The organism is Streptomyces sp. NPDC058335, assembly GCF_042723915.1.
Lineage (GTDB): Bacteria > Actinomycetota > Actinomycetes > Streptomycetales > Streptomycetaceae > Streptomyces.
In genome coordinates this window covers 227,249-249,553 of record NZ_JBHXHX010000001.1, presented here as the reverse complement: position 1 = coordinate 249,553, position 22,305 = coordinate 227,249, and the positions used below count along the sequence as shown (strand labels likewise).

The 22,305-nt window shown below is 71.5% G+C and carries 24 protein-coding genes and 1 pseudogene; 14 read left to right on the top strand and 11 right to left on the bottom strand.

Features of this window, described 5'->3' with window-relative positions:
* Positions 1 to 21 precede the first annotated feature (21 nt).
* The 3 genes from ACFWJX_RS01110 to ACFWJX_RS01100 are packed head-to-tail and all read left to right on the top strand — an operon-like array spanning position 22 to position 3,669.
* Complete coding sequence (locus tag ACFWJX_RS01110) at positions 22 to 1,557, top strand: IucA/IucC family protein (protein WP_383234918.1); 1,536 nt, start codon at positions 22 to 24, stop codon at positions 1,555 to 1,557.
* A gap of 43 nt (positions 1,558 to 1,600) precedes the next feature.
* Positions 1,601 to 2,863: a VWA domain-containing protein gene (locus tag ACFWJX_RS01105; protein ID WP_383234915.1), complete on the top strand. Its 1,263-nt coding sequence runs from the start codon at positions 1,601 to 1,603 to the stop codon at positions 2,861 to 2,863.
* Positions 2,863 to 3,669 carry a hypothetical protein gene (locus ACFWJX_RS01100; protein ID WP_383234912.1) on the top strand — a complete coding sequence of 269 codons (807 nt, stop codon included), beginning with the start codon at positions 2,863 to 2,865 and terminating at the stop codon, positions 3,667 to 3,669. Before ACFWJX_RS01105 ends, ACFWJX_RS01100 begins: the two co-directional genes overlap by 1 nt.
* A gap of 43 nt (positions 3,670 to 3,712) precedes the next feature.
* On the opposite strand, the gene ACFWJX_RS01095 is transcribed toward ACFWJX_RS01100, so the two are convergent.
* The gene (locus tag ACFWJX_RS01095) at positions 3,713 to 4,339 is read right to left on the bottom strand and encodes a winged helix-turn-helix transcriptional regulator (RefSeq protein WP_383234910.1); all 627 of its coding nucleotides are present in this window, start codon (positions 4,337 to 4,339) and stop codon (positions 3,713 to 3,715) included.
* 81 nt (positions 4,340 to 4,420) lie between these two features.
* Between ACFWJX_RS01095 and ACFWJX_RS01090 the strand changes: the two genes are divergently transcribed.
* The 4 genes from ACFWJX_RS01090 (at position 4,421) to ACFWJX_RS01075 (ending at position 7,636) form a co-directional block, all read left to right on the top strand.
* Positions 4,421 to 5,629: a pyridoxal phosphate-dependent aminotransferase gene (locus ACFWJX_RS01090; RefSeq protein ID WP_383234907.1), complete on the top strand. Its 1,209-nt coding sequence runs from the start codon at positions 4,421 to 4,423 to the stop codon at positions 5,627 to 5,629.
* A gap of 144 nt (positions 5,630 to 5,773) precedes the next feature.
* Entirely contained in the window at positions 5,774 to 6,373 is a 600-nt protein-coding gene (locus ACFWJX_RS01085) for a histidine phosphatase family protein (protein ID WP_383234905.1), read from the top strand.
* Between the two features lie 114 nt (positions 6,374 to 6,487).
* Entirely contained in the window at positions 6,488 to 7,153 is a 666-nt protein-coding gene (locus tag ACFWJX_RS01080; RefSeq protein WP_383234902.1) for a hypothetical protein, read from the top strand.
* A 60-nt stretch (positions 7,154 to 7,213) separates the two neighbouring features.
* The gene (locus ACFWJX_RS01075) at positions 7,214 to 7,636 is read left to right on the top strand and encodes an acyl-CoA thioesterase (RefSeq protein WP_383234899.1); all 423 of its coding nucleotides are present in this window, start codon (positions 7,214 to 7,216) and stop codon (positions 7,634 to 7,636) included.
* A gap of 21 nt (positions 7,637 to 7,657) precedes the next feature.
* Here ACFWJX_RS01075 and ACFWJX_RS01070 read toward each other — a convergent pair whose 3' ends face one another.
* Positions 7,658 to 8,059, bottom strand: coding sequence for a winged helix-turn-helix transcriptional regulator (locus tag ACFWJX_RS01070; RefSeq protein WP_383234897.1), 402 nt, complete (start codon positions 8,057 to 8,059; stop codon positions 7,658 to 7,660).
* A gap of 239 nt (positions 8,060 to 8,298) precedes the next feature.
* On the opposite strand from ACFWJX_RS01070, the gene ACFWJX_RS01065 reads away from it, so the two are divergent.
* Both ACFWJX_RS01065 and ACFWJX_RS01060 read left to right on the top strand, forming a co-directional pair.
* Complete coding sequence (locus tag ACFWJX_RS01065; protein WP_383235898.1) at positions 8,299 to 9,648, top strand: MFS transporter; 1,350 nt, start codon at positions 8,299 to 8,301, stop codon at positions 9,646 to 9,648.
* Between the two features lie 19 nt (positions 9,649 to 9,667).
* Positions 9,668 to 9,854 (top strand): annotated as a pseudogene (locus tag ACFWJX_RS01060) (AraC family transcriptional regulator); the annotation flags it as partial.
* Here the strand turns inward: ACFWJX_RS01060 and ACFWJX_RS01055 are convergent.
* The gene (locus ACFWJX_RS01055; protein ID WP_383234894.1) at positions 9,802 to 9,954 is read right to left on the bottom strand and encodes a hypothetical protein; all 153 of its coding nucleotides are present in this window, start codon (positions 9,952 to 9,954) and stop codon (positions 9,802 to 9,804) included. The pseudogene ACFWJX_RS01060 and the gene ACFWJX_RS01055 overlap by 53 nt on opposite strands.
* A 55-nt stretch (positions 9,955 to 10,009) precedes the next feature.
* Between ACFWJX_RS01055 and ACFWJX_RS01050 the strand changes: the two genes are divergently transcribed.
* Positions 10,010 to 10,612, top strand: a complete 603-nt coding sequence (locus tag ACFWJX_RS01050; RefSeq protein WP_383234892.1) for a 3'-5' exoribonuclease domain-containing protein — start codon at positions 10,010 to 10,012, stop codon at positions 10,610 to 10,612.
* On the opposite strand, the gene ACFWJX_RS01045 is transcribed toward ACFWJX_RS01050, so the two are convergent.
* The 7 genes from ACFWJX_RS01045 to ACFWJX_RS01015 all read right to left on the bottom strand — a co-directional run bounded on the left by ACFWJX_RS01045 (position 10,578) and on the right by ACFWJX_RS01015 (position 16,564).
* Positions 10,578 to 11,921: a nucleobase:cation symporter-2 family protein gene (locus ACFWJX_RS01045; RefSeq protein WP_383235896.1), complete on the bottom strand. Its 1,344-nt coding sequence runs from the start codon at positions 11,919 to 11,921 to the stop codon at positions 10,578 to 10,580. The genes ACFWJX_RS01050 and ACFWJX_RS01045 overlap by 35 nt on opposite strands.
* A 402-nt stretch (positions 11,922 to 12,323) precedes the next feature.
* Positions 12,324 to 13,703, bottom strand: a complete 1,380-nt coding sequence (locus ACFWJX_RS01040) for an 8-oxoguanine deaminase (protein WP_383234890.1) — start codon at positions 13,701 to 13,703, stop codon at positions 12,324 to 12,326.
* A gap of 160 nt (positions 13,704 to 13,863) precedes the next feature.
* On the bottom strand, positions 13,864 to 14,796 hold the full coding sequence (pucL, locus tag ACFWJX_RS01035) for a factor-independent urate hydroxylase (protein ID WP_383234887.1): 933 nt from the start codon (positions 14,794 to 14,796) through the stop codon (positions 13,864 to 13,866).
* A gap of 4 nt (positions 14,797 to 14,800) precedes the next feature.
* Complete coding sequence (gene uraH, locus ACFWJX_RS01030) at positions 14,801 to 15,205, bottom strand: hydroxyisourate hydrolase (RefSeq protein WP_383234884.1); 405 nt, start codon at positions 15,203 to 15,205, stop codon at positions 14,801 to 14,803.
* A gap of 85 nt (positions 15,206 to 15,290) precedes the next feature.
* Positions 15,291 to 15,809: a 2-oxo-4-hydroxy-4-carboxy-5-ureidoimidazoline decarboxylase gene (gene uraD, locus ACFWJX_RS01025; protein WP_383234881.1), complete on the bottom strand. Its 519-nt coding sequence runs from the start codon at positions 15,807 to 15,809 to the stop codon at positions 15,291 to 15,293.
* A gap of 141 nt (positions 15,810 to 15,950) precedes the next feature.
* Positions 15,951 to 16,319 carry a helix-turn-helix domain-containing protein gene (locus tag ACFWJX_RS01020; RefSeq protein ID WP_252548153.1) on the bottom strand — a complete coding sequence of 123 codons (369 nt, stop codon included), beginning with the start codon at positions 16,317 to 16,319 and terminating at the stop codon, positions 15,951 to 15,953.
* On the bottom strand, positions 16,316 to 16,564 hold the full coding sequence (locus tag ACFWJX_RS01015; RefSeq protein ID WP_383234878.1) for a hypothetical protein: 249 nt from the start codon (positions 16,562 to 16,564) through the stop codon (positions 16,316 to 16,318). The genes ACFWJX_RS01020 and ACFWJX_RS01015 overlap by 4 nt, the downstream gene beginning before the upstream one ends.
* A gap of 294 nt (positions 16,565 to 16,858) precedes the next feature.
* Between ACFWJX_RS01015 and ACFWJX_RS01010 the strand changes: the two genes are divergently transcribed.
* The 4 genes from ACFWJX_RS01010 (at position 16,859) to ACFWJX_RS00995 (ending at position 20,225) form a co-directional block, all read left to right on the top strand.
* On the top strand, positions 16,859 to 17,680 hold the full coding sequence (locus ACFWJX_RS01010) for a TIM barrel protein (protein ID WP_383234875.1): 822 nt from the start codon (positions 16,859 to 16,861) through the stop codon (positions 17,678 to 17,680).
* A gap of 63 nt (positions 17,681 to 17,743) precedes the next feature.
* Positions 17,744 to 18,634, top strand: a complete 891-nt coding sequence (locus ACFWJX_RS01005) for a 2-hydroxy-3-oxopropionate reductase (RefSeq protein WP_383234872.1) — start codon at positions 17,744 to 17,746, stop codon at positions 18,632 to 18,634.
* 558 nt (positions 18,635 to 19,192) lie between these two features.
* Entirely contained in the window at positions 19,193 to 19,438 is a 246-nt protein-coding gene (locus tag ACFWJX_RS01000) for a hypothetical protein (protein ID WP_383234869.1), read from the top strand.
* Between the two features lie 601 nt (positions 19,439 to 20,039).
* Entirely contained in the window at positions 20,040 to 20,225 is a 186-nt protein-coding gene (locus tag ACFWJX_RS00995; protein ID WP_383234867.1) for a hypothetical protein, read from the top strand.
* 170 nt (positions 20,226 to 20,395) lie between these two features.
* On the opposite strand, the gene gcl is transcribed toward ACFWJX_RS00995, so the two are convergent.
* Positions 20,396 to 22,180, bottom strand: coding sequence for a glyoxylate carboligase (gene gcl, locus ACFWJX_RS00990; protein ID WP_383234864.1), 1,785 nt, complete (start codon positions 22,178 to 22,180; stop codon positions 20,396 to 20,398).
* Positions 22,181 to 22,305: the final 125 nt, after the last annotated feature.

Sequence of the window (22,305 nt, the reverse complement as noted above, 5' to 3'; positions counted from 1 at the left end):
CCGTACCCGAGGAGCCCGCCCGTGCACCGTCCCCCCACCGCCGAGGCCGAGCTGGCCGCCGATCTCGCCGCCGTGCGCCCCGCGCTCGCCGCGCGGTTCGCGGCCGAGCTGTCCGGTGCCCGCGCGGCCGTGCTGACCCGTCTGTGGCGGGCGCTCGCGCACGAGCCGCTGCCGTGGGTCGTACGCCGGGCGCCGGGCCGGGACGGTCTGACGCTGCACCTCGCCGACGGCCGCCGGCTGCACGGCCCGCACGCCGACCCGTACGCCACCGCCGCCTACGTGACGGCCGTGGACCTGGCCGGGACGGCGTACGACGATCCCGCGCGGCTGATGACGGACCTCGCCGTGCCGTACGGCGGGGGCCTCGCCGCCGAACTGGCGCACAGTACGGCGTCGTTGGCGCTGTCCCGGGCCGGACAGGAACCCGGCGGCCCCGGCGACCCGGGCACGCCGGGTGCGAAGGAGTGGCCCGCGCACGACTGGGAGTGGGAGCAGCGCGTGGTCGACGGGCACCCGTACCACCCCAACTGCCGCTCCCGCCCCGGCTTCTCGGTGGCCGAGCAGCTGGCCTACGGGCCGGAGCACCGGCCGCCGGCCGTGCGGCTGGGCCTGCTGCCGGTTCCCGCCGACGAGTGCCTCGTCTCGGGCGAATGGCCCGCCGAACTGCGGGACGGGCGACGGCTGGTGATCCCGGTGCATCCGTGGCAGGCGGCGCATGTGCTGAAGCGCTCGTGCGCGCAAGGGCTCGCGGCGCATCCGCTGATGTCGCTGCGCACGCTCGCGGTGCCGGGCGGCCCGCACGTGAAGACGGCGTTGAGCGCCCGGCTGACGTCGTCGGTACGGGACATCTCGGTGGGCTCGGTCGCCGCCTCCGCGGCCCTGTCGTCGTTCGCGGAGAGCCTGGCGGAACGCACGGACGGCCTGCTGCACATGACCCGCTCGCTGGGCGCGGTCACGGCCGACTCGCCCGATCTGGCCGCCGTGTTGCGGGAGTCCCCCGCCGTGTACGCGGGTCCGGGCGAGCACGTCGTCCCGGTGGCCGCCCTCGCCGCCACGGAACTTGCCTCCTCGCCGGCCTGGTCGGCGGAGTTCGCCCGGCTGGCGCTGACCGTGGGGCTGCGGCTGCTGGAGCAGGGCGTGGCGCTGGAGGCACACGGCCAGAACCTGCTGGTCGTGCTGTCGGCGTCGGGGGCGCCCGTGCGGCTGGTCTACCGCGACCTCGCCGATATCCGGGTCAGCCCGGCGCGCCTCGCGCGGCACGGTGTGACGGCGCCCGAGCTGCCGGCGCGGATCCTCACCGACGACGTGACGGCGCTGCGCCGGAAACTGTTCGGCTCGCTGGTGGCGGGCGCGCTGGCGGCCACCGCGGGCAGCGGGGAGGCGCTGGGCACGGCGCTGGCGGCGGCCGTACCGGAGGTGCCGGACACGGAGGACCTGCGGGCGCTGTGCGAGGAGCCGGTGCCGGTGAAGGCGCTGACCCTGATGCGGCTTTCGCCGGGCGGGTCCGGGGACCTGTGGGCGCGGCTGCCCAACCCTTCCGTGTCCCGGGGTTTCTGATCACGTTTTGAAGCGGGACACCTCTGATCAATAGGATCCGCCGATGATCAGAACACAACGGCTGGCGGCGGGCTTGTGCGCCCTGCTCGCCGCGCTCACGGCCGGGCTCGCGTTCCCGGCCGGGGCGGTCGCCGACGAGACCACAGCCAATGCGCCCAAGGTCAACCTGGTTCTCGACGTCAGCGGTTCCATGCGGGCGAAGGACATCGACGGCGGGTCGCGGATGGCCGCGGCCAAGCAGGCGTTCAACGAGGTGCTGGACGCGACCCCCGAGGAGGTCCGGCTCGGCATCCGCACCCTCGGGGCCAACTACCCCGGCGACGACCAGAAGACCGGCTGCAAGGACACCGCGCAGCTCTACCCGGTGGGCCCGCTGGACCGCACCGAGGCCAAGGCCGCGGTGGCCACGCTCACGCCCACCGGCTGGACCCCGATCGGCCCGGCCCTGCTGAAGGCGGCCGAGGACCTCGACGGGGGCACCGGCTCCAAGCGGATCGTGCTGATCAGCGACGGCGAGGACACCTGCGCCCCGCTCGATCCGTGCGAGGTGGCCCGCGAGATAGCGGCCAAGGGCATCGGCCTGACCATCGACACCCTCGGCCTGGTGCCGAACGTGAGGATGCGTCAGCAGCTCAGCTGCATCGCCGAGGCCACGGGCGGTACGTACACGTCGGTGGAGCACACCGACGAACTCACCGACAAGGTGAACCAGTTGGTGGACCGCGCGGCCGACCCCGTGGTGACCCCGGTCGCCACCCAGGGCGCGGACTCCTGCGCGAAGGCGCCGACGCTGGAGTCGGGCCTGTACACCGACCGTGAGGAGTTCGGCCAGGAACGCTGGTACCGCGTGGACCTGGACCCGGGCAAGGAGCTGCGGGCCTCGGTGAGCGTGTCGGCGGACCGGGCGATGAACCCCGACTACGGGGTGCTGGTGCGGGCGGTGACGGTGCACGGCCGGGAGATCGTGCGCGGCGAGGCGGCCGGAAACGGCCGAACCGACGTGATCTCGACCGGTCTGCGCTACCCGAAGGCGGAGAGCGACGACGACGACGCGCCCGCCGAGACGGTGTGCGTGCAGGTGACCAACTCCTATTCGGCGGCGGCCGGCGTCAAGACCACGCCGGGCATGCCGCTGGAGCTGACCGTGGACGTGGTCGACGGGCCGTCGCCGGCGAGCGACGTGGCCTCGTTCGGTCTCGGCCGCGGCTGGTGGCTGCTCGGCGCCCTGGTGCTGGCCGGCTTCCTCGCGGGCGTCCTGTGGGGCTGGCTGTCGCGCTGGCGTGTCGCGGTCTGGAGGACCAACTGATGCGTATCACCCGTGTTGTGAGCACGACCCTGCTGGCGCTCGGCCTCGCGGCCGCCCCGGCGGCCGCCGACTCCACCCCGTCCGCGAGCCCGTCGGAGGACGGTTCGGCGCCCACGACGGCCGGCACGTCGTTCCGTACGGCGACGGAGGTCGACCAGGGCCGGACGGCGACCGCGAGCGGCTCCGCGGGCGACTACCTGTACTGGTCGTTCCCGGCCGACGCGGGCCAACGGCCCACCGTGACGGCGAAGGTGAAGCTGCCCGAGGGGCACGCCGGCCAGACCTGGCAGGTCGACGTGTACGACGGTCTGCGGCGCCGCCAGTCCTGCCAGTACGGCGCGCAGACCCGCACCGCCGCCCCCGGCACCGCCTCGCTGGAGCTGGCCTGCGTCCTGCGCACGGTCCGCGCCTGGTCGGAGCCGTGGGCCGACGACCCGCTGCCCGGCACGTACTACGTCCGGCTGACGGTCGTCGGTCTCGAGACGGCCGACCTCGGTCTGCCGGTCGGCGCCGAACTGCGGGTCGACTCCAAGGACATCGGGGGCTCGGCGGCGGTGGACGGCTCGCTCGCCGAGCCCCTGGTGCCGGGCATCGCCGTGAAGTCGTCGGCCGAGGACGAGGACGACTCGTCGGCCTCCGCCGTGCTGTCGAGCATCGAGCCGGACGACGGCTGGTCGTCCGGCTGGTGGTCGGACCGCTGGGTGTGGACCGGGATCGGCGGCGTGCTGGCCGCGCTCGCCGGAATCGGCGGGTACGCCCTGACCCGCGGTCCGGGACGGCCGAGGCAGCTGCCACCGGGCACCTGACGCCCGCTCGGAAGGCCCGCTTCGTGCGGGCCTTCCGTGTTTCTCAGGCCTCCCGCAGCCCCTTGGCGAGGGCGCCCCCGCCGCTCACCGCGATACGCCCGGCGCGCACGGCGTCGACCAGGCTCAGCTCGCCCTGGGCCACGGACGTGCAGGTGGCGGTGTCCATGACGAGCAGGGCGTCGGCCTCACCGGGGGCGGCCCCGTGGCCGTACACGGGCCCTTCGTCCGTGCCGACGAAGAGATGGAAGTGGCCCTCGTCCAACCGGACCTCGACGAGTCCCTCACCTTCCAGGGCGCGGAGCAGGGGCAGTGCGAACCAGTGCGCGCGGATCGCGTCGGTGGGCCCGCGCTCCCCCAGTTCCGCCTGCCCCCACGCGCCGAGCGCCTGGAGCACGGGCAGCAACCCGCGGCCGCGTCCGGTGAGTTCGTAGACGCTGGCCGCGCCGGGCGGCGGCAGCCGGCGCCGGGTGGCGAGTCCGTCGCGTTCCATGTCCTTCAGCCGTGAGGCGAGTACGTCCGTGCTGACGCCCGGCAGGTCGGCGTGCAGGTCGGTGTAGCGGCGCGGGCCGGCGAGCAGCTCCCGGACGATCAGCAGGGTCCAGCGGTCGCCGACGGTGTCGAGGGCGCGGGCGGCGGAACAGTACTGGTCGTAGCTTCGGCGAGGTGGCATGCGACGCAGTCTAGACATGTCGTTGGACTTTCCAAGCTCGAACTTGGTAAAACCAAGTAACACCAGATACCGGAGGGGCGCATGGAGTTCCGGCAGTCGAACAAGCTCAGCGAGGTCTGTTACGAGATCCGCGGCCCGGTGATCGAGCACGCCAACGCACTGGAGGCGGCGGGGCACAGCGTGCTGCGCCTCAACACGGGCAACCCCGCGCTCTTCGGCTTCGAGGCGCCGGAGGAGATCCTCCAGGACATGATCCGGATGCTCCCGCGGGCCCACGGCTACACGGACTCGCGCGGCGTCCTCACGGCCCGCCGGGCGGTCGCCCAGCGCTACCAGGACCGGGGCCTGGAGGTCGACGTCGACGACGTCTGGCTCGGCAACGGCGTCTCGGAGCTGGTCTCCATGGCCGTACAGGCGCTGATCGAGGACGGCGACGAGTTCCTCATCCCGGCCCCCGACTTCCCGCTGTGGACGGCCGTCACCACGCTCGCGGGCGGCAAGGCGGTCCACTACCTCTGCGACGAGCAGGCCGACTGGTACCCGGACCTGGACGACATGGCGTCCAAGATCACCGACCGTACCAAGGCCGTCGTCATCATCAACCCGAACAACCCCACCGGCGCGGTCTACCCCAAGGAGATCATCGAGGGCATCCTCGACCTCGCCCGCCGGCACGGCCTGATGGTCTTCGCCGACGAGATCTACGATCAGATCCTCTACGACGACGCCGTGCACCACTCGGCCGCGGCGCTCGCCCCCGACCTGGTCGTCCTCACCTTCTGCGGCCTCTCCAAGACGTACCGGGTAGCCGGTTTCCGCTCGGGCTGGCTCGTGGTGACCGGTCCCAGGCAGCACGCGCGGGACTACCTGGAGGGCCTCACCATGCTGGCCTCCATGCGCCTGTGCGCCAACGCGCCCGCGCAGTACGCCATCCAGGCCGCGCTCGGCGGCCGCCAGTCCATCCGCGAACTGACCGCGCCGGGCGGCAGGCTGCACGACCAGCGTGACATCGCGTGGGAGAAGCTCAACGAGATCCCCGGCGTCTCCTGCGTGAAGCCCAAGGGCGCGCTGTACGCCTTCCCGCGCATCGACCCCAAGGTCCATCCCCTCCACGACGACGAGAAGTTCGTCCTGGACCTGCTCCTGCGCGAGAAGATCCAGGTCGTCCAGGGAACCGGTTTCAACTGGCCGACCCCCGACCACTTCCGCATCCTCACCCTCCCGCACGCGGAGGACCTGGAGGCGGCGATCGGCCGGATCGGGCGTTTCCTGAGCGGTTACCGACAGTAGGAAGGAACCACCTCAGCCCTCACCTCTCCTTCGCCGCCTCGGAGTGGGCCGCGTTCGTCTCGTACGCCGCGGACCACTGACGTACGACAGACCGGCGCCCCGCGCTGCGGGGCGTCGGCGCACGCCTGTGCCAGCCTGTGCGGTATGGGTGATCTTTTCCTGGTCCGGCACGGAGAGACCGCGTGGTCGCGCTCCGGCCGGCACACCGGACTGACGGACGTCCCGCTCACCGAGCACGGCCGGGAGGAGGCGCGGCATCTGGTGCCGCTCATCCGGTCGCATCGGATCGGCGCCGCGTTCTCCAGTCCGCTCCAGCGGGCGCGGGAGACGGCGGAGCTGATCGGGCTGCACGGGGTGCAGGTCGACGCGGACCTCAAGGAGTGGGACTACGGCGGGTACGAGGGCGTCACGACCGTCGAGATCCAGCGGGAGCGGCCGGGCTGGTTCCTGTTCACGGACGGTGTCGTGCCGGGTCCGCCGGGGCATCCCGGGGAGACGCCGGAGCAGGTCGGGGACCGGGCCGACCGGGTGCTGGCGAAGGTGGACGCGGCGCTCGCCAACACGGAGGGGTGCGTGGTGCTGGTGGCGCACGGGCACTTCCTGCGGGTGCTCACGGCGCGAAGGCTGGGCCTGCCGCCGTCGGCCGGGGCGCTGTTCCAGCTGGCGACCGGGACGCTGTGCCGGCTGGGCACCGAGCACGGCAGACAGGTGATCGCGGGGTGGAACATCCGGCCGGGGACCTGAGGGGCGGGCGGGGGCACCGGCGGCCGGAGCCGGTTGTCAGTGCCGGGTCGTAGCCTTCGTAGCGGTGGGACGGCCGTACCGGACAGCCGTACCGTCGCCCGGAGGGAGCAGGCCGTGACACGACCGCCGACCGCCGCCCAGCGGCGTGTGATCGACGCCGCAGATCCCGTCACCGGGCGTCTGCGGGGCACGGAGGCGCAGCTCGCCGCGCTGGTCGGGCGCGGCCTCGCGTTCCGGCACCCGCGTCCGCCGCACGACCACTTCCTCACCCCGGCCGGGCACCGGCTACGGGAGGCGGAGCCCGAGGCCGAGCCCGCCGCCGCGGTCGCCGCCCCGCGCGCGGAGACCGGCGTGTTCACGGCGCGGGTCGGCGGCGAGGAGGAGCCGCCTTACGGCGGGCCGTCGCGGGTGCGGGAGGTGCACAGTGCCTGGCAGGGGCTGCTGGAGCTGCGCCGGATGACCAATCCGGACGGGGCGGTGGACCGTCCGTGCGGCTGGGAGCGTACGCATCTGGTGCAGGCGGCCGCGCTCGCCCTGGAGGCGGCCGGACACCGGCCCGCCGGAGGGGACAGCGACGGGCCGGACGCCGACAGGCCCGGCACCGACGGCTACCGGGTGCGCGCCACGCCGCAGCCGGACGCCGTCGCCGTGCGCGGGCCGGACGACGGGACGCTGAGGGCCTGCGCCGCGACCCTCGAGAAGGCGGGCTGGCACGCGAGCGAGCACACCGATCCCCGGAGCAGAACGCGCTATCTGCTGGCTTCCCCGCGCCGGGTGTGACGGCGTGCCAAGATCGGTGGACAGGGCATCGATTGTGCTCGTCGACGAGAAGGGGAAGCCGTGAGCGAGCCGTTTTCCGTGCGGGTCACCGTGCGCGGATACGAGACCGACATGCAGGGCCATCTCAACCAGAGCGTGTACATCAACTACGCCGAGCACGCGCGCTGGTCACTGCTCCAGGCCGCGGGCATCACCCAGGCCGGGCTGATCGGCCGCGGCATCGGGCCGGTCGCCCTGGAGACGACCATCCGCTACAAGCGCGAACTGCTCGCGGGCGACGAGGTCGACGTGACGTGCGCCTTCGAGTGGGGCGGCGGCAAGACGTTCCGCATCGAGCAGATCATCCGCAGGACGGACGGCACGGTCGCGGCCGAACTCTCCGCGGTCGGCGGCCTGTTGGACCTGAAGGCGCGGCGGATGGTCGCCAACCCCCAGGACCACTTCAAGGAACTGGCGACCGACCCGAGCCTGTTCGGACTCTGACCGACAAAGCCCCCGGGAAGCCTACGCGTCGGCCAACTCCCGGTCGTGCTCGGAGTCGTAGGCCGCGCGGGACTCGGCGATGTAGACCCTGTTGCGCTCGGCCCAGCCGGTCAGGCGCAGCAGGGTCTCGTGCAACTCGCGTGCGACCGGAGTCAGTTCGTACTCCACCTTCGGCGGCACCGTCGGGTGGACGGTGCGGGTGACGAGTCCGTCGCGCTCCAGGTTGCGCAGGGTCAGGGTCAGCATGCGACGGCTGATGCCCTCGATGCCGCGCTCCAGCTCGGTGAAGCGGATCGGGCCGTGCGCGGCCGCGACAAGGATCTGCACGCTCCATTTGCCCGAGACCCTGTCAAGAACCTCACGCACCGGGCACGCGTGCGCGTTCACCACCTGCGGGGTAACACCGGTGTTCCTCTGGGACATCCGACTGCCTCCTTACGGCTCCCTCCAGGGTCACTCACGATGGTCTCCGTTACAAGACGTGCACCAAGGGCACGTATCGTTACTACGGAGATTGCGGAGGCCGGCAGACCATGTCCACCACGGTCGACTCATCGAACCGGACACCGGACCGGACGCCGAACCGGGCACCGGACCGGATGTCACACCCCCGAACGTACTCCCGCTGGGCGTCCCTCGTCGTCCTGTGCGCCGGCACGCTGATGACGATCCTGGACGGCAACGTCGTCACCGTGGCGATGCCCGCCATTCAGAGCGACCTCGGCTTCAGCGGTCCGGGCCTGGCCTGGGTCGTCAACGCCTACCTCATCCCCTTCGGCGGTCTGCTCCTGCTGGCCGGGAGGCTCGGCGACCTGGTGGGCCGCAAGCGGATGTTCACGGCCGGCCTGGCCGTGTTCACGGTGGCGTCCGTGCTGTGCGGGGTGGCCACCGGGCAGAGCGTGCTCATCGCGGCCCGTGCCTTGCAGGGCATGGGCGGGGCGATGACCTCGGCGGTCGTCCTCGGGATGCTGGTCGCCCTGTTCCCCGAGCCGCGCGAACGGGCGCGCGCCATCGCGGTGTTCAGCGCCGTGGGCGCGGCGGGCGGCGCGCTCGGCACCTTCCTCGGCGGGGCGCTGACCCAACTCCTCACCTGGCAGTGGATCTTCCTCATCAACCTGCCGATCGGCGTGCTCGCCCTGTTCGCCGCCGTGCGCGTCCTCGCCCCGGACGACGGCGCCGGCCTCGGCAAGGGCGCCGACTACCCCGGTTCCGCCCTGGTGACCGGCGCCCTCATGCTCACCGTGTACGTCATCGTCGGCGCCGGCGACCGCGAAGCCACCGCCACCGCGCTCCTGGCCCTGCTCGCCGCCGCCCTGTTCGCCGGCTTCGTCCTGCGCCAGGCCCGCACCGCCCGCCCCCTGCTCCGCCTGCGGCTGTTCGGCTCCCGGCTCCTCAGCGGCGCGAACGCCGTCCAGATCCTGATGATCGCCACGATGTACGGCTTCCAGTTCATCGGCGCCCTGTACCTGCAACGCGTCCTCGGCTACGGCGAGCTGGCCACCGGTACGGCCTTCCTGCCGGCCCCGGTCGCGATCGGCCTGCTGATGCTCGGCCTGTCCGCCCGGACCATCGCCCGCTTCGGCGCGTACCGGGTCCTGCTCGCCGGGCTGGTCCTGATCACCGCGGGGATGGCGCTGCTGGGCCGCGCCCCGGCCGACGGCTCGTACGCGGCGGACGTCCTCCCGCCGATGCTGCTGCTGGCGGCCGGTTTCGCCGCCGCGATGCCCGCGCTGACCGGCCTCGCGATGTCGGGGGCACGGGAGGAGGACACCGGACTGGCCTCCGGCCTCTTCAACACCACCCAGGTGGTGGGCGGTTCCCTGGGCCTGGCCGTGCTGTCCACGCTGGCGGCCCAGCACACCGACACCCTCCTCGCCACCGGCACCGCCCCGCTCCCGGCCACGGCCGAGGGCTACCAACTGGCCTTCCGGGTGGCGACGGTGATCGCGGCGGCAGCCCTGGCACTGGCGGCGGCGGTGCTGCGGACGCCGCGGACGAGGGACGCGGGCTGACCCGGCCCGCCCTGGCCACCGCGTACGGCACGTCCTGACCCACGCGGCCGGCGCCTCGTGGGCCAAGACTCGCCGCCGCAACCGGTTACTACGACCAGTCAGACATGACGGCCGGCTTCCGCACCCTGATGGGTGTGCCGCCGAGGGCGTTCTTCACGGGACGGCTGCCGAGGGCCACGCCGTGCGAGGCGCCCGCACCTCGCTGAATCGTACGGAGGCGAAGGCGGGGGCGGGGGCGAAGGCGGAGGCGGAGGCGAAGGCGGAGGCGGGCAGGCTGCCGCCGGTCCGGGTTCGGATGCGGGCCACCGCCGGCCGGAATACGGATGCGCGGATCGCCGCCGGCCTGCGATGCTCCGGTCCCATGGCCGTCCGACGCAGCAGACCCAGCCTCTACATCTCCGTGGACATCGAGGCCGACGGCCCGATCCCCGGCCCCTACTCGATGCTGAGCCTGGGCGCCGCCGTCGCCGGGGTTCAGGACGCCGACGGGTTCACCGCGGCCGACCCCGAGGCGCGAACCTTCTACCGTGAACTGCGTCCCATCAGCGACGTCTTCGTCCCCGAGGCGCTCGCCGTGAGCGGCCTGGACCGCGAGCGCCTGCGCACCGAGGGACTCGAACCCGCCCTGGCTCTCGGTCGGTTCACCCGCTGGGTGCGCGAGGTGAGCGAGGGCGCGCAGCCGGTGATGTGCGGCTACCCGGCGTCGTACGACTGGACGTTCCTGTACTGGTATCTGATCCGCTTCACCGGCGAGAGCCCTTTCGGGCACTCGGGATGCCTGGACATGAAGACGCTCTACGCCACGAAGGCCGGGGTGCCGCTGCGGGCGGTGGCCAAGCGGTCCATGCCGGCGGAACTGCTGCCGAGGCGCCGTCACACGCATCACGCTCTGGACGACGCCCTCGAGCAGGCCGAACTGTTCGCTCACCTCATGGCGTGGCAGGGGCCCGGGTCGCCCCGGTGATCTCCTCGCCGGCCTCCATCGGATGTGTCACGTCCTGGGCGTCGACGGTCCTGCCGAGGTGGTTGAAGACGAGGTTGAGCAGGACGGCCGCCACGCATCCCGTGGAGATGCCCGAGTCCAGGACGATCCGTGCCGTCTCCGGGAAAGCGTGGTAGAAACCCGGCGCGGTGATCGGGATGATGCCGACGGCGAGGGAGACGGCAACGATCAGCACGTTGTTGTCCTTCTCCAGGCCGGCCCGGACAAGGGTCTGGATACCGCTTGCCGCAACAGAGCCGAACAGGACCACGCCCGCCCCGCCGAGAACCGGGCGCGGCACGACGGCGATGAGCGAGGCGGCCATCGGGCACAGGCCCATCAGGACCAGGAAGGCGCCACCGGTGGCGACGACGTACCGGCTGCGGATCCGGGTCATCGCGACCAGGCCGATGTTCTGGGCGAAGGCGCTGCACATGAAGCCGTTGAAGACGGGGCTGAGCGCGGAGCCGAGGGTGTCGGCCCGCAAGCCCGCCGCAATCGTTTTCTCGTCCGCCGGACGGTCGACGATCTCGCCCAACGCCAGCATGTCGGCGGTCGATTCGGTCATCGACACCACCATCACCACGCACATCGACAGGATCGCCGCGAGCTGGAACTGCGGGGCGCCGAAGTGGAAGGGCGTCGGGAAGCCGACCACGTCCGCGGCGGCGACCGGCCCGAAGTCCGTGACGCCGAAGGGGATCGCGACGAGTGTTCCGGCGACCAGGCCGAGCAGCACGGCGATCTGCTTGACGAAGCCCCGGGTGAAGCGGCGCAGGAGCAGGACCAGCAACAGGGTGACGCCCGCGAGGGTGAGGTTCGTCGCCGAGCCGTAGTCGCTCCCCGCCGGGTTCGGGCCCTGCGCCCAGCCGAAGGCGACCGGCAGCAGGGAGACGCCGATGAGGGTGATCACGGTGCCGGTGACGACCGGCGGGAAGAAGCGGACCGCCTTGCAGAAGACGGGGGCCGCGAGGAAGCCGAGCAGTCCCGCCACGATCACCGCGCCGAAGATGATGGGCAGCGCGTCGGACTTGTCCTCGGTGGAGGCGACGATCGCCGTCATGGGGGCCACACCGGCGAAGGTGACGCCGTTGACGAAGGGCAGACGGGCGCCGATCTTCCAGATGCCCAGCGTCTGGAGGAAGGTCGCGAGACCCGCGGTGAAGAGACAGGCGCCGGTGAGGAAGGTGAGTTCGGTGCCGGTCAGACCGATGGCCGCGCCGACGATCAGCGGCGGGGCGACGACTCCGGCGTACATGGCGGCAACATGCTGGAGACCGCTTGTCGCCATTTTCAGGGCGGGGAGTTTCTCGTCCACGGGGTGGACGGGCGGGGTGGCCGGTTCGGCTATCGCGGCGGGTGGTTGGGCGGACACGGCGGCTCTCCTCCGGTCGGTTACACGGCAGCTCTGGCGTGGGTTTCATGGAGGTGGTGCACGGTCGTGCGGGACCGGGGAAACGGTGGAAACGGTGGAAAAAGTGGGCCGATGGGAACGGCTAGGAACAGCGAGAACAGCGAGAACAGCGGGAACGGCGAGAAACTGCAGGAAGCGGTGGGTAACCGCGGGAAACGGTAGGGGTGACCGTTCCGGGGCGCGCGCGTCCGCACGCGCCCCGGTCACGGCCGCCGTGCACCCTTGCGGGTCCAGGGCCACCGGCCGGGAGCCGTCCCTCCCGGCCGGAGTCTCAACGGGTCAGCCCTCGGCGGCGATCCGCGCCAGGCGCCGGGCCTCTTCGCGTGTCGCGCGGGCGATCGCGTCCTCGTCGGCGGTGAGCAGCCGGCCGTCCTCGACGATCTGGCGGCCGTTCACGAAGGAGGCGGTGACCGGGGCCGCCGCGCCGAGGACCAGCGCGGTCACCGGGTCGGCGATGGAGGCGTGGGCGAGGGTGTCCATCCTCCACAGCACCAGGTCGGCGAGCTTGCCCGGCTCCAGCGAGCCGATCTGGCTCGCCCGGCCGAGGACCTGGGCGCCGCCGAACGTGCCGAGGCGCAGCGCCTGGCGGGCGTTCAGGGCGGCCTCGCGGTGGGCGCCGAGGCGGTTGATCAGGAGGGCGTTGCGCAGTTCGGTGTGGAGTTCGCCGGACTCGTTGGACGCCGTACCGTCGACACCGAGGCCGACCGGGACACCGGCCGCGAGCATGTCCGGCACCCGCGCGATCCCCGCCGCGAGCCGCGCGTTGGAGGACGGGCAGTGTGCGACACCGGTCCTCGTGCGGGCGAAGGCGTCGATGTCGGAGTCGTTCATGTGGACGCAGTGCGCCATCCACACGTCCTCGCCGAGCCAGCCCGTGGACTCGAAGTAGTCGGTCGGGCCCATGCCGAACAGCTCGTGGCAGAACTTCTCCTCCTCGACCGTCTCCGAGCCGTGCGTGTGCAGGCGTACGCCGAGACGGCGGGCCAACTCGGCGCCCTGGCGAAGGAGTTCGGTGGAGACGGAGAAGGGCGAGCAGGGGGCCACGGCGACCTGGGTCATCGCGTCGAATGAGGCGTCGTGGTGCTGCCGTACGGTCTCCTCGGTGGCGGCGAGGGCGCCCTCCAGGGTCTCGACGGCGAAGTCCGGGGGCAGGCCCCCGTCCTTCTCGCTGCGGTCCATGGAACCGCGGGCCAGGGTGAAGCGCACACCCATGTCGCGGGCGGCGCCGATGATCGCGCCGGACAGATCGCCGGAACCGTGCGGGAAGACGTAGTGGTGGTCCATGGCGGTGGTGACGCCGCCGCGGGCCATCATCGCGAGGGAGCCCTGCGCGGCGGCGCGGACCATCGGCTCGTCGATGCGGGCCCAGGTGGGGTAGAGCGCGACCAGCCAGTCGAACAGGTTGTGGTCCGTGGCCAGGCCGCGGGTGATCCACTGGTAGAAGTGGTGGTGGGTGTTGACCAGACCGGGCGTGACCAGGTGGCCGGTGGCGTCGATGCGGCGGGCGACGTTCTCCAGACCTTCCGGGGCCGGCCCCGCGCCGACCGCCTCGATGCGGTTGCCGGCGATGACGACGTAACCGCTTGCGTGCTCGGTGTCGTGGGCGTCGACGGTCGCGATCGCACAGTTCTCGATGACGATGCGCCGGTCTGCTGCCATGGTTCGTCCTTTGCGCTGAGAGGGAGAGGGCACGGCAGGACCCCGGGTGATTTGAGTGCCGTGTCCGGGGCGGGTACGGGTGCGGAAGCGGGCGTAGCAACCGTTTCCTCATCCGTTCCCGTCTCCCCGGTCACGGGTGCCGCGGTGGAGAACGGATGGGTCAGAGGTTGCTGAGGTCCACCGGTATGCGGGCCTCACAGCCGTCCCGCAGGACGGTCCCCTCGATCAGGCCGTAGGGCCGGTCGGCGGCGAAGTACACAGCTCCGTCGGCGGTGTCGTTCTTCAGCCCGAACGGTCCCAGGTCCACGAGGAAATGGTGCTTGTTCGGGAGGGAGAAACGGACCTCGTCGATCTCGTCGCGGTGGTCGATGATCCGCGAACCCATCTGGAACAGCGTCTGCTGGAGCGAGAGGGAGTACGTCTCGGCGAAAGCCTGGAGCAGGTGTTTCTTCGTCTGCTCGTAGGACTCCTCCCAGTTCGGCATCTCCCGCCCGTCGTCGGTCCAGTTGAACCGCCAGCGGGCGGACACCTGGGTGGCGAGGATGCGGTCGTAGGCCTCGGGGAGCGTCGTGTACTTGTCCTTGACGTAGCCCCAGAACTCGGAGTCCGTCGAGTTCATCACGACCAGGTCCTTCAGGCCGGAGACGACCTCCCAGGACTCACCGTCGTAGGTGATCTGGGTGAGCCGGGTCTCCTGTCCCTGGCGGACGAAGGAGTGCTTCGCCTCGTCGGCGCCCGCCTCCTCGGCGCGGGCGCCGGAGGTCTCGATCCGCTCCCAGGCGTACTCCTCGATGCGGATGCGGGCCCGGTGGATGGGCTCCTGCGAGGTGACGAAGTGGCGGGCGAGGTGGATGCCGAACTGCTCGGCGGACTCGATGCCGTGCTCCTTGGCAAACGCGTACACCGTGTTCTTCGTGGTGTCGGTCGGCAGGACGTTGGCGTTGGAGCCGGAGTAGTGGACCTCGTCCATGTCGCCGCTCAGCGACACCGAGACGTTGAGGTCCTTGATGTGGTGGGTGGCGCCGTCCCGCGTGATCTTGACGACTCGGTTCTCGGCCTTGCCGTACTGGTTCTGTCCCAGAAAGGTGGGCATCTAGCTAGCTCCCTCGGTAAACGGAGTAGCCGAACGGGTTGAGCAGCAGCGGTACGTGGTAGTGCTCGCCCGGCACGACGGCGAACGTGATCGCCACCTCCGGGAAGAACACGCCCGGTCCGCTGTCCCGATTCGCGGGGGCGTCCTGCTGCGCATCGGCTTGTTTCTTCGCGGTTTTCTCGAGGTACGGCTCCACGGCGAAGTCGAGCCGTACGTGGGTGGTTCCCTCCGGCAGGGCCGGCAGGTCCTTGCACCGGCCGTCCGTGTCGGTCGCGGAACCGCCCAGCGCCTGCCAGTCCGCGTCCCGGCCGGCGCGGGACGACAGGTGGACGGCGACACCCTCGGCGGGGCGGCCGACGCTGGTGTCCAGGATGTGCGTGGACACGGAGGCGGTGGTGCTGGTGCTCATGGTTACGGGCGTCCTCTTCGGTCGGCTCGGTCGTCCTCGGTCGGCTCGGTCGTCCTCGGTCACCTGGTGGTCGGCCGAGTCCGGCTCATCCGGCCCCATCGTTTTCGACGAGGCGCGCCAGGCGGATGCGGTTGATCCTGCCCAGCTCGGTGCGGACGATCTCCCGTTCCCGTTCCGGCGTGTTTCCGAGCCGTTCCCGCACGGCGTCGCGCATCTGCTCGCCGGTGCGGCCGGTGGCGCAGATCAGGAAGACGTGACCGAACTTCTCCTGGTAGGCCAGGTTCAGTTCGAGCATCTGCGCCTTCAGTTCCTCGGAGGCACCGGCCATGCCGCGCTGCTCGCGGGCGGAGGTCGGGTCGCCGGGCTGAGGGCGGCCGATGGGCGGGTGCCCGGCCATCGCCTCGTCCAGGTCCGCGGCGGTCAGTTCGGCCATGGCGGCGTCGCCGGCGGCGTACAGGTCGTCGGCGGTGGCGTAGGGACGGGCCGCGAGCAGGTGCTTCGCCCAGGTGGTGGAGGCGCAGGCCTCGTGGAGTGCGGCGAGGGCCGCGGACTCTTCGAGGGCGTTGAACCGGGCCAGTCCCGGGGGCGGGGAAGTCGACGTCACGGGAGCCTCCGTGGCCGTGAACGGCCTTCGTGCTGATCGGACTGCGGCTAGCTAACGCCTACCCGCGACAACCAGTCAACACTTTGTTGAAAATTCCGCGTAACGAAACCCGGAACCCCCCGCGGGGTCACGGACGCCCGCTCAGCTCCCCTTCTCGCGGTTGAGGTAGTTGTAGACGGTGAAACGGCTTACCCCGAGAGCGCTCGCCACGGTCTCCACGCCGTGCCGCACGGAGAACGCGCCGCGCGCCTCCAGTATCCGTACGACCTCCTGCTTGGCCTTGCGGTCCAGATCGGCGAGGGGCTTGCCCTTCTTGCGCTCCATCGCGGCCAGGATGTGGTCGAGGGAATCGGCGAGCTGTGGCAGCCGTACGGCGACGGCGTCGGCGCCCTCCCAGGACAGCACGACGTCGTCGGGGCCGGCCTCGTCCGGCGGGACCAGCTCCCCGCCCATGGCGTCGACCAGCGGTTTCACGGCGGCGATGAAGGACTCCTGCCCGGACCCGGTCATTCACCCTCCCCGAGGACGTTGACCTGGAGGGAGATCCGGGTGGCACCGGCTTCCAGGGTCTTGCGGAGCAGGGCGTCGACCGCGCCCAGCACGGCGTCGGCACCACCCTCCACGGTGTTGCCGAAGGGGCCCACGTCCACGGCGTCCAGGTCGGCGCCCTCGACGACCTCGCGGGCGACCAGCGCGTGCGCGGGTGCCTCGTCGAGATCGAAGGGCTCGGTGGTGAACTCAACCCTCAGTCGCATCGCGCCCCCTACCTCTCTGACCTGCCTGACCTGCGCGTTTCACAACCGCCTTCACCGAGGAGGGCGGTCCGGGCGCGACCCGCCGACGCGCGGACGAACCATCGGGGCGGCTCCCGGACCCCGACCTTAACCGACCGGCGGGTCGGTCAGGGGGGCGCCGGGGTCCCGTCTCCGCCGCACCTCTTGACAAGCCGCGACCCCCGACGGCAATCTTCCAATAAGCAGAAAGTAACTTCCGCAATACGGAATATAGGCCGAGGCGGAAGCCATCCACGGAAGGGAGCGCCGGACCCCATGGGATTCGCAGAGCAGCGCTTCAACGTCAACCTGTCGATCCTCTTCACGGAACTCCCGCTCCTGGAGCGCCCCGCGGCCGCCGCCGCGGCCGGCTTCACCGCGGTCGAGCTGTGGTGGCCCTGGGTCGACTCCCCCACCCCCGAGCAGTCCGAACTCGACGCGCTGAAAGCGGCGGTCGAGGACGCGGGCGTCCGGCTCACCGGCCTGAACTTCTACGCCGGACGGCTGCCCGGCCCCGACCGCGGCGCCCTGTCGGTCCCGGGCGAGGAGTCGCAGAGGTTCCGCGCCAACATCGACGTGGCCGCCGCCTTCGCGCAGTCCCTGGGCTGTACGGCGCTCAACGCGCTCTACGGCAACCGCGTGGAGGGCGTGGACCCGGCCGAACAGGACGCGCTCGCGCTGGAGAACCTGGTGCTCGCGGCGCGGGCCGCCGACCGGATCGGCGCGATCCTGCTGATCGAGGCGCTGAACGAGCCCGAGTCGCCGCGGTATCCGCTGGTGTCGGCCCCGGCGGCCGTCGGCGTCGTCGACAAGGTCAACGCGGCAACCGGTCTCGGAAACGCCCGGTTCCTGATGGACCTCTACCACCTGTCGATGAACGGCGAGGACCTCCCCTCGGTGATCGACCGGTACGCGTCCAGGACCGGCCATGTGCAGATCGCCGACAACCCGGGCCGCGGCGCGCCGGGCACCGGCTCGCTGCCCCTGGAGGACCTGCTGGACCGGCTCGGCAAGGCCGGATACCAGGGCTGGGTCGGCCTGGAGTACAAGCCGGGCGACCGTCCGAGCGCGGAGGCATTCGACTGGCTGCCCCGGTAGCGCCAGGCAGGCCCTGGGTCCGCGCCGCCCGCTGAACATCCCCGTACCGAGAGGCACCCCATCATGAGCAACCTCCCCAAGATCGCCTGGATCGGCCTCGGCATCATGGGCTCCCCCATGTCCGAGAACCTGATCAAGGCGGGTTACGAGGTAACCGGTTACACACTGGAGCAGGAGAAGCTGGACCGGCTGACCGCCGCCGGCGGACGCCCGGCCGGCTCGATCGCCGAGGCCGTCCGCGCCGCCGACGTCGTGATCACCATGGTCCCGGCCTCCCCGCAGGTCGAGGCCATCGCGTACGGCCCCGAGGGCATCCTGGAGAACGCGCGCCCCGGCACCCTGCTGATCGACATGTCCTCCATCACCCCGCGGACCTCGGTCGACCTGGCGAGGGCGGCGAAGGACAAGGGCATCCGCGTCCTGGACGCGCCGGTGTCCGGCGGTGAGGCCGGCGCGGTCGAGGCGGTGCTGTCCATCATGGTCGGCGGCGAGCAGGCCGACTTCGACCAGGCCGAGCCGCTCTTCGAGGCGCTCGGCAGGACGATCGTGCTGTGCGGGCCGCACGGCTCGGGCCAGACGGTGAAGGCGGCGAACCAGCTGATCGTCGCCGTGAACATCCAGGCGTGCGCCGAGGCCGTGGTCTTCCTCGAGAAGTCGGGCGTGGACCTGAAGGCCGCGCTGGACGTCCTCAACGGCGGACTGGCCGGGTCGACCGTGCTGACGCGCAAGAAGGACAACTTCCTGAACCGCGACTTCACGCCGGGCTTCCGCATCGACCTGCACCACAAGGACATGGGCATCGTCACGGACGCCGCCCGCACCGTCGGCGCGCCCCTGCCGGTCGGCGCCGTGGTCGCGCAGCTCGTCGCGAGCCTGCGCGCGCAGGGCGACGGCGGCCTGGACCACTCGGCGCTGCTGCGAGCCGTGGAACGGCTTTCCGGCGCCCAGCTGTAACACCTCCCCCAGACTTCCGGGCGGCGCCGCCGCTGACATCTGTCCTGTCGCGCCCAGGCGACGGCGCCGCCCGGAATCCAGCCCCTTCCACGCCGCGATCCCGCATACGGCGAGCGCGTGGAGGATCCGGTCCGTGCCTGAGCGAGGACCGAACCCCCGGCTCGCGCCCCCGACCTGACGGAGCGTCATGGTCCAGGGCGCGGCCCGACCGCACCGGTGATCCGGATGAGGGGTGATCGCGGTGCGGAACGGGCGAGGGGACAGGAGCCGCGGCGGCGTGCGAGCCAGTGCGGTGGTGAAGGAACGTGGCGCTCCTCTCGACCTGAGGGAGGACGCCCCGGCTCCGTCGCATCCGCCGCGGTCCCTGTCCCTTCCGAACAGCCTCCCGACTCTCCCTGCGCTCCCCCGCGAGGCCGTGACCGGTCGCGCCGGGGAGCGCGCCGCGTTGCGCGGACGGCGGGCACCCGCACGCCTGCCGGCGCCGGCCCCGCCCGGTCTGCCCGGTCGCCCGGCCCGCCCCGGCGTGCGGACGGGTCGCTCCCGCAGGAATCTGAGGGCATGGGCAATCGGACGCAGCACCCGCACATCGTGGTCCACCCGCCGGCCCTGGACGGCTCCCGCCGGGTCACCTCGGGCGACGCCACCCTGGGGATCGCCACGCACCTCGACGATGTCGTCGAGATCCTCCGCCTCGCCGACCTGGACCGCGTCGAGGTGGAGGAAGGCGATCTCATCGAATGGCAGGGCGGCGGCCCCGACGACTGGCCGGGACTGTCGGAGCACCACGGCCAGCAGGAGGCGTAGGCCGGAGTACGAACGAGGCGTAGGCCGGGTACGACAACCTCAAATCAACCTCTGAACATGGTTCAAGGGCTTCAACAGGGGCCGGGCGTGGGCACATTGTGGTCACGCGGGGCCCGCCGGCACGGGGGCGGCGGGTCCCGTCCCAGGGGGTCGTCATGAGCACAGGCGCATCGATCCGGCTCCGGCCGTACGAGGTCGCGCTGCTGCGGGGCGGACCCCGCGCCGCCGTCACGGCGGCCGTGGTCGCCCTGCATCTGCGGGGCGCCGTCGAGGCGGGCCGGCCCGGCGGACTGCGGACCTCGGAAGCGTCCTCCGAGGCTGCCGGGCAGGGCCCGCCTCCCCAGCCTCCCCGCCTCCTCTTCCGCCGCTCGCCGAGGCGGTCCGCACGGCGCTCGCCCGGCCCGCCGGACTGTCCCAGGTGCGGGACCATGCCGACGTCCGGGCCGCCCCTCGCCGAGTTGCACGCAGGCCTACGGTCCACGGGCCTCCTGCGGCCCTCCCGCCCCACCGCACCCGGACCGCCCGCCGGACGCTGGACGCCCTGTCCGCCGAACTCCCCTCCCCGCCGGCCGCAAGGGCCTGTTCCGGGTCCGACACGTCGATGGCGGTGGCCCTGCACGGGGAGCCGGCCCTGCACGTCCTCGTCCCGCGGTTCGCCCTGCGGGCGGGACTGATCGCGCGGGCCGAGGTAACAGAGAGCAAGGGCTTCCACTCCCGTTCCCCACGAGGCGGCGGCACGGGCGGGACCGCGTACTCGTGCGGGGGCGGCGGAGGCGGCTCGGACTGAGCGGCACGCCGAAGGGGCGGCCCGTCCCCCCGGGCGGGCCGCCCCTCTCCTCTTGCGACGCGTCCGGCGCGTTCCGGTGATTCCCCGCGTTCCCCCGTGTTCCCCTGTGCGTCTGGGCGTTTCTCGGTGTTCTCGGTGTTTCTCGGTCTTTCTCGGTCTTTCTCGGCGCGTCAGGCCTTCAGCGTCCTGACCGCCGTCGGCGCGTGCCACTCCTCCGTGGCGATCTCCTCGAACTCCACGACGTTGCCGATGTCGTTGGTGCCGCTCATGGAGATGTTGGTGACGCGCTCCAGGATCGCCTCGACGACGACCGGGACCTGGAACTCGGCGGCGAGCTTCTTGGCCTGCTCGAAGGCCGCACCCAGCTCGCCGGGGTCGGTCACCCGGATCGCCTTGCAGCCGAGGCCCTCGGCGACCTTGACGTGGTCGACGCCGTAGACGCCCAGCTCGGGCGAGTTGATGTTCTCGAACTCCAGCTTCACCTCGAAGTCCATGTCGAACCCGCGCTGCGCCTGACGGATCAGGCCCAGGTAGGAGTTGTTGACCAGGACATGGACGTACGGGATCTTGTGCTGCGCGCCGACCGCCAGTTCCTCGATCATGAACTGGAAGTCGTAGTCCCCCGACAGGGCGACGACGGACGCCTGCGGGTCGGCCTTGGCGACGCCGAGCGCGGCCGGGATGGTCCAGCCGAGCGGGCCGGCCTGGCCGCAGTTGATCCAGTGGCGCGGCCGGTAGACGTGCAGCATCTGGGCGCCGGCGATCTGCGACAGGCCGATGGTGGTGACGTAACGCGTTTCCGGGCCGAAGGCCTTGTTCATCTCCTCGTAGACGCGCTGCGGCTTGATCGGGATGTCGTCGAAGTGCGTACGGCGCTGGAGCGTGGCCTTCTTCTCCTGCGCGGCGGCCGCCCACGCGGAACGGTCGGGCAGCGCGCCGGCCGCCCTGACCTCCCGTGCCACCTCGACGAACAGCTCCAGAGCCGCCCGTGCGTCGGAGGCGATGCCGAAGTCCGGCGCGAAGATCTTGCCGATCTGGGTGGGCTCGACATCGACATGGACGAACGTCCGTCCTGCCGTGTAGACGTCGAGCTTTCCGGTGTGCCGGTTGGCCCACCGGTTGCCGATGCCGAGGACGAAGTCGGACTCCAGGAAGGTCGCGTTGCCGTAGCGGTGCGAGGTCTGGAGGCCCACCATGCCGGCGTTCAGCTCGTGGTCGTCGGGCAGTGCGCCCCAGCCCATGAGGGTCGGCACGACCGGGACACCGGTCAACTCGGCGAACTCGATCAGGAGTTCGCAGGCGTCGGCGTTGATGACACCGCCGCCCGCGACGATCAGCGGGCGCTCGGAGGCGTTGAGCATCCCGATCGCCTTCTGGACCTGGGCGCGGGTCGCGGCCGGCTTGTAGACGGGCAGCGGCTCGTAGGTGTCCGGGTCGAACTCGATCTCGGTGAGCTGCACATCGATCGGCAGGTCGATCAGCACCGGCCCCGGACGGCCGGAACGCATGAGGTGAAACGCTTGCTGAAACACCCCGGGGACCTGGGCGGCCTCCAGGACGGTGACCGCCATCTTGGTGACCGGCTTGGCGATCGAGGCGATGTCGACGGCCTGGAAGTCCTCCTTGTGGATCACAGCGGTCGGGGCCTGGCCCGTGATGCACAGGATCGGGATGGAGTCGCCGATCGCGGAGTACAGGCCGGTGATCATGTCGGTGCCGGCCGGGCCCGAGGTGCCGATGCAGACGCCGATGTTGCCCGGACGGGTCCGCGTGTAGCCCTCGGCCATGTGGGAGGCGCCCTCCACATGCCGGGCCAGCGTGTGGGCGATGCCACCGGAGGCCTTGAGGGCCGCGTAGAAGGGGTTGATCGCCGCGCCGGGGACACCGAACGCGGCGGTGACGCCTTCGCGCCTGAGAATCTCAACTGCCGCGCGGGCAGCGGTCATTCGAGCCATCGAGTACTCCTGCTTCGACTGCTTCAGCTGCTTGAGCTGTCGGATGCGTACTCCCGTCGCGCCCCGCGGTGAGCACTTCGACACCGTCTCCGCCGTACGATATTCCGTATCGCGGAAACTGTTTT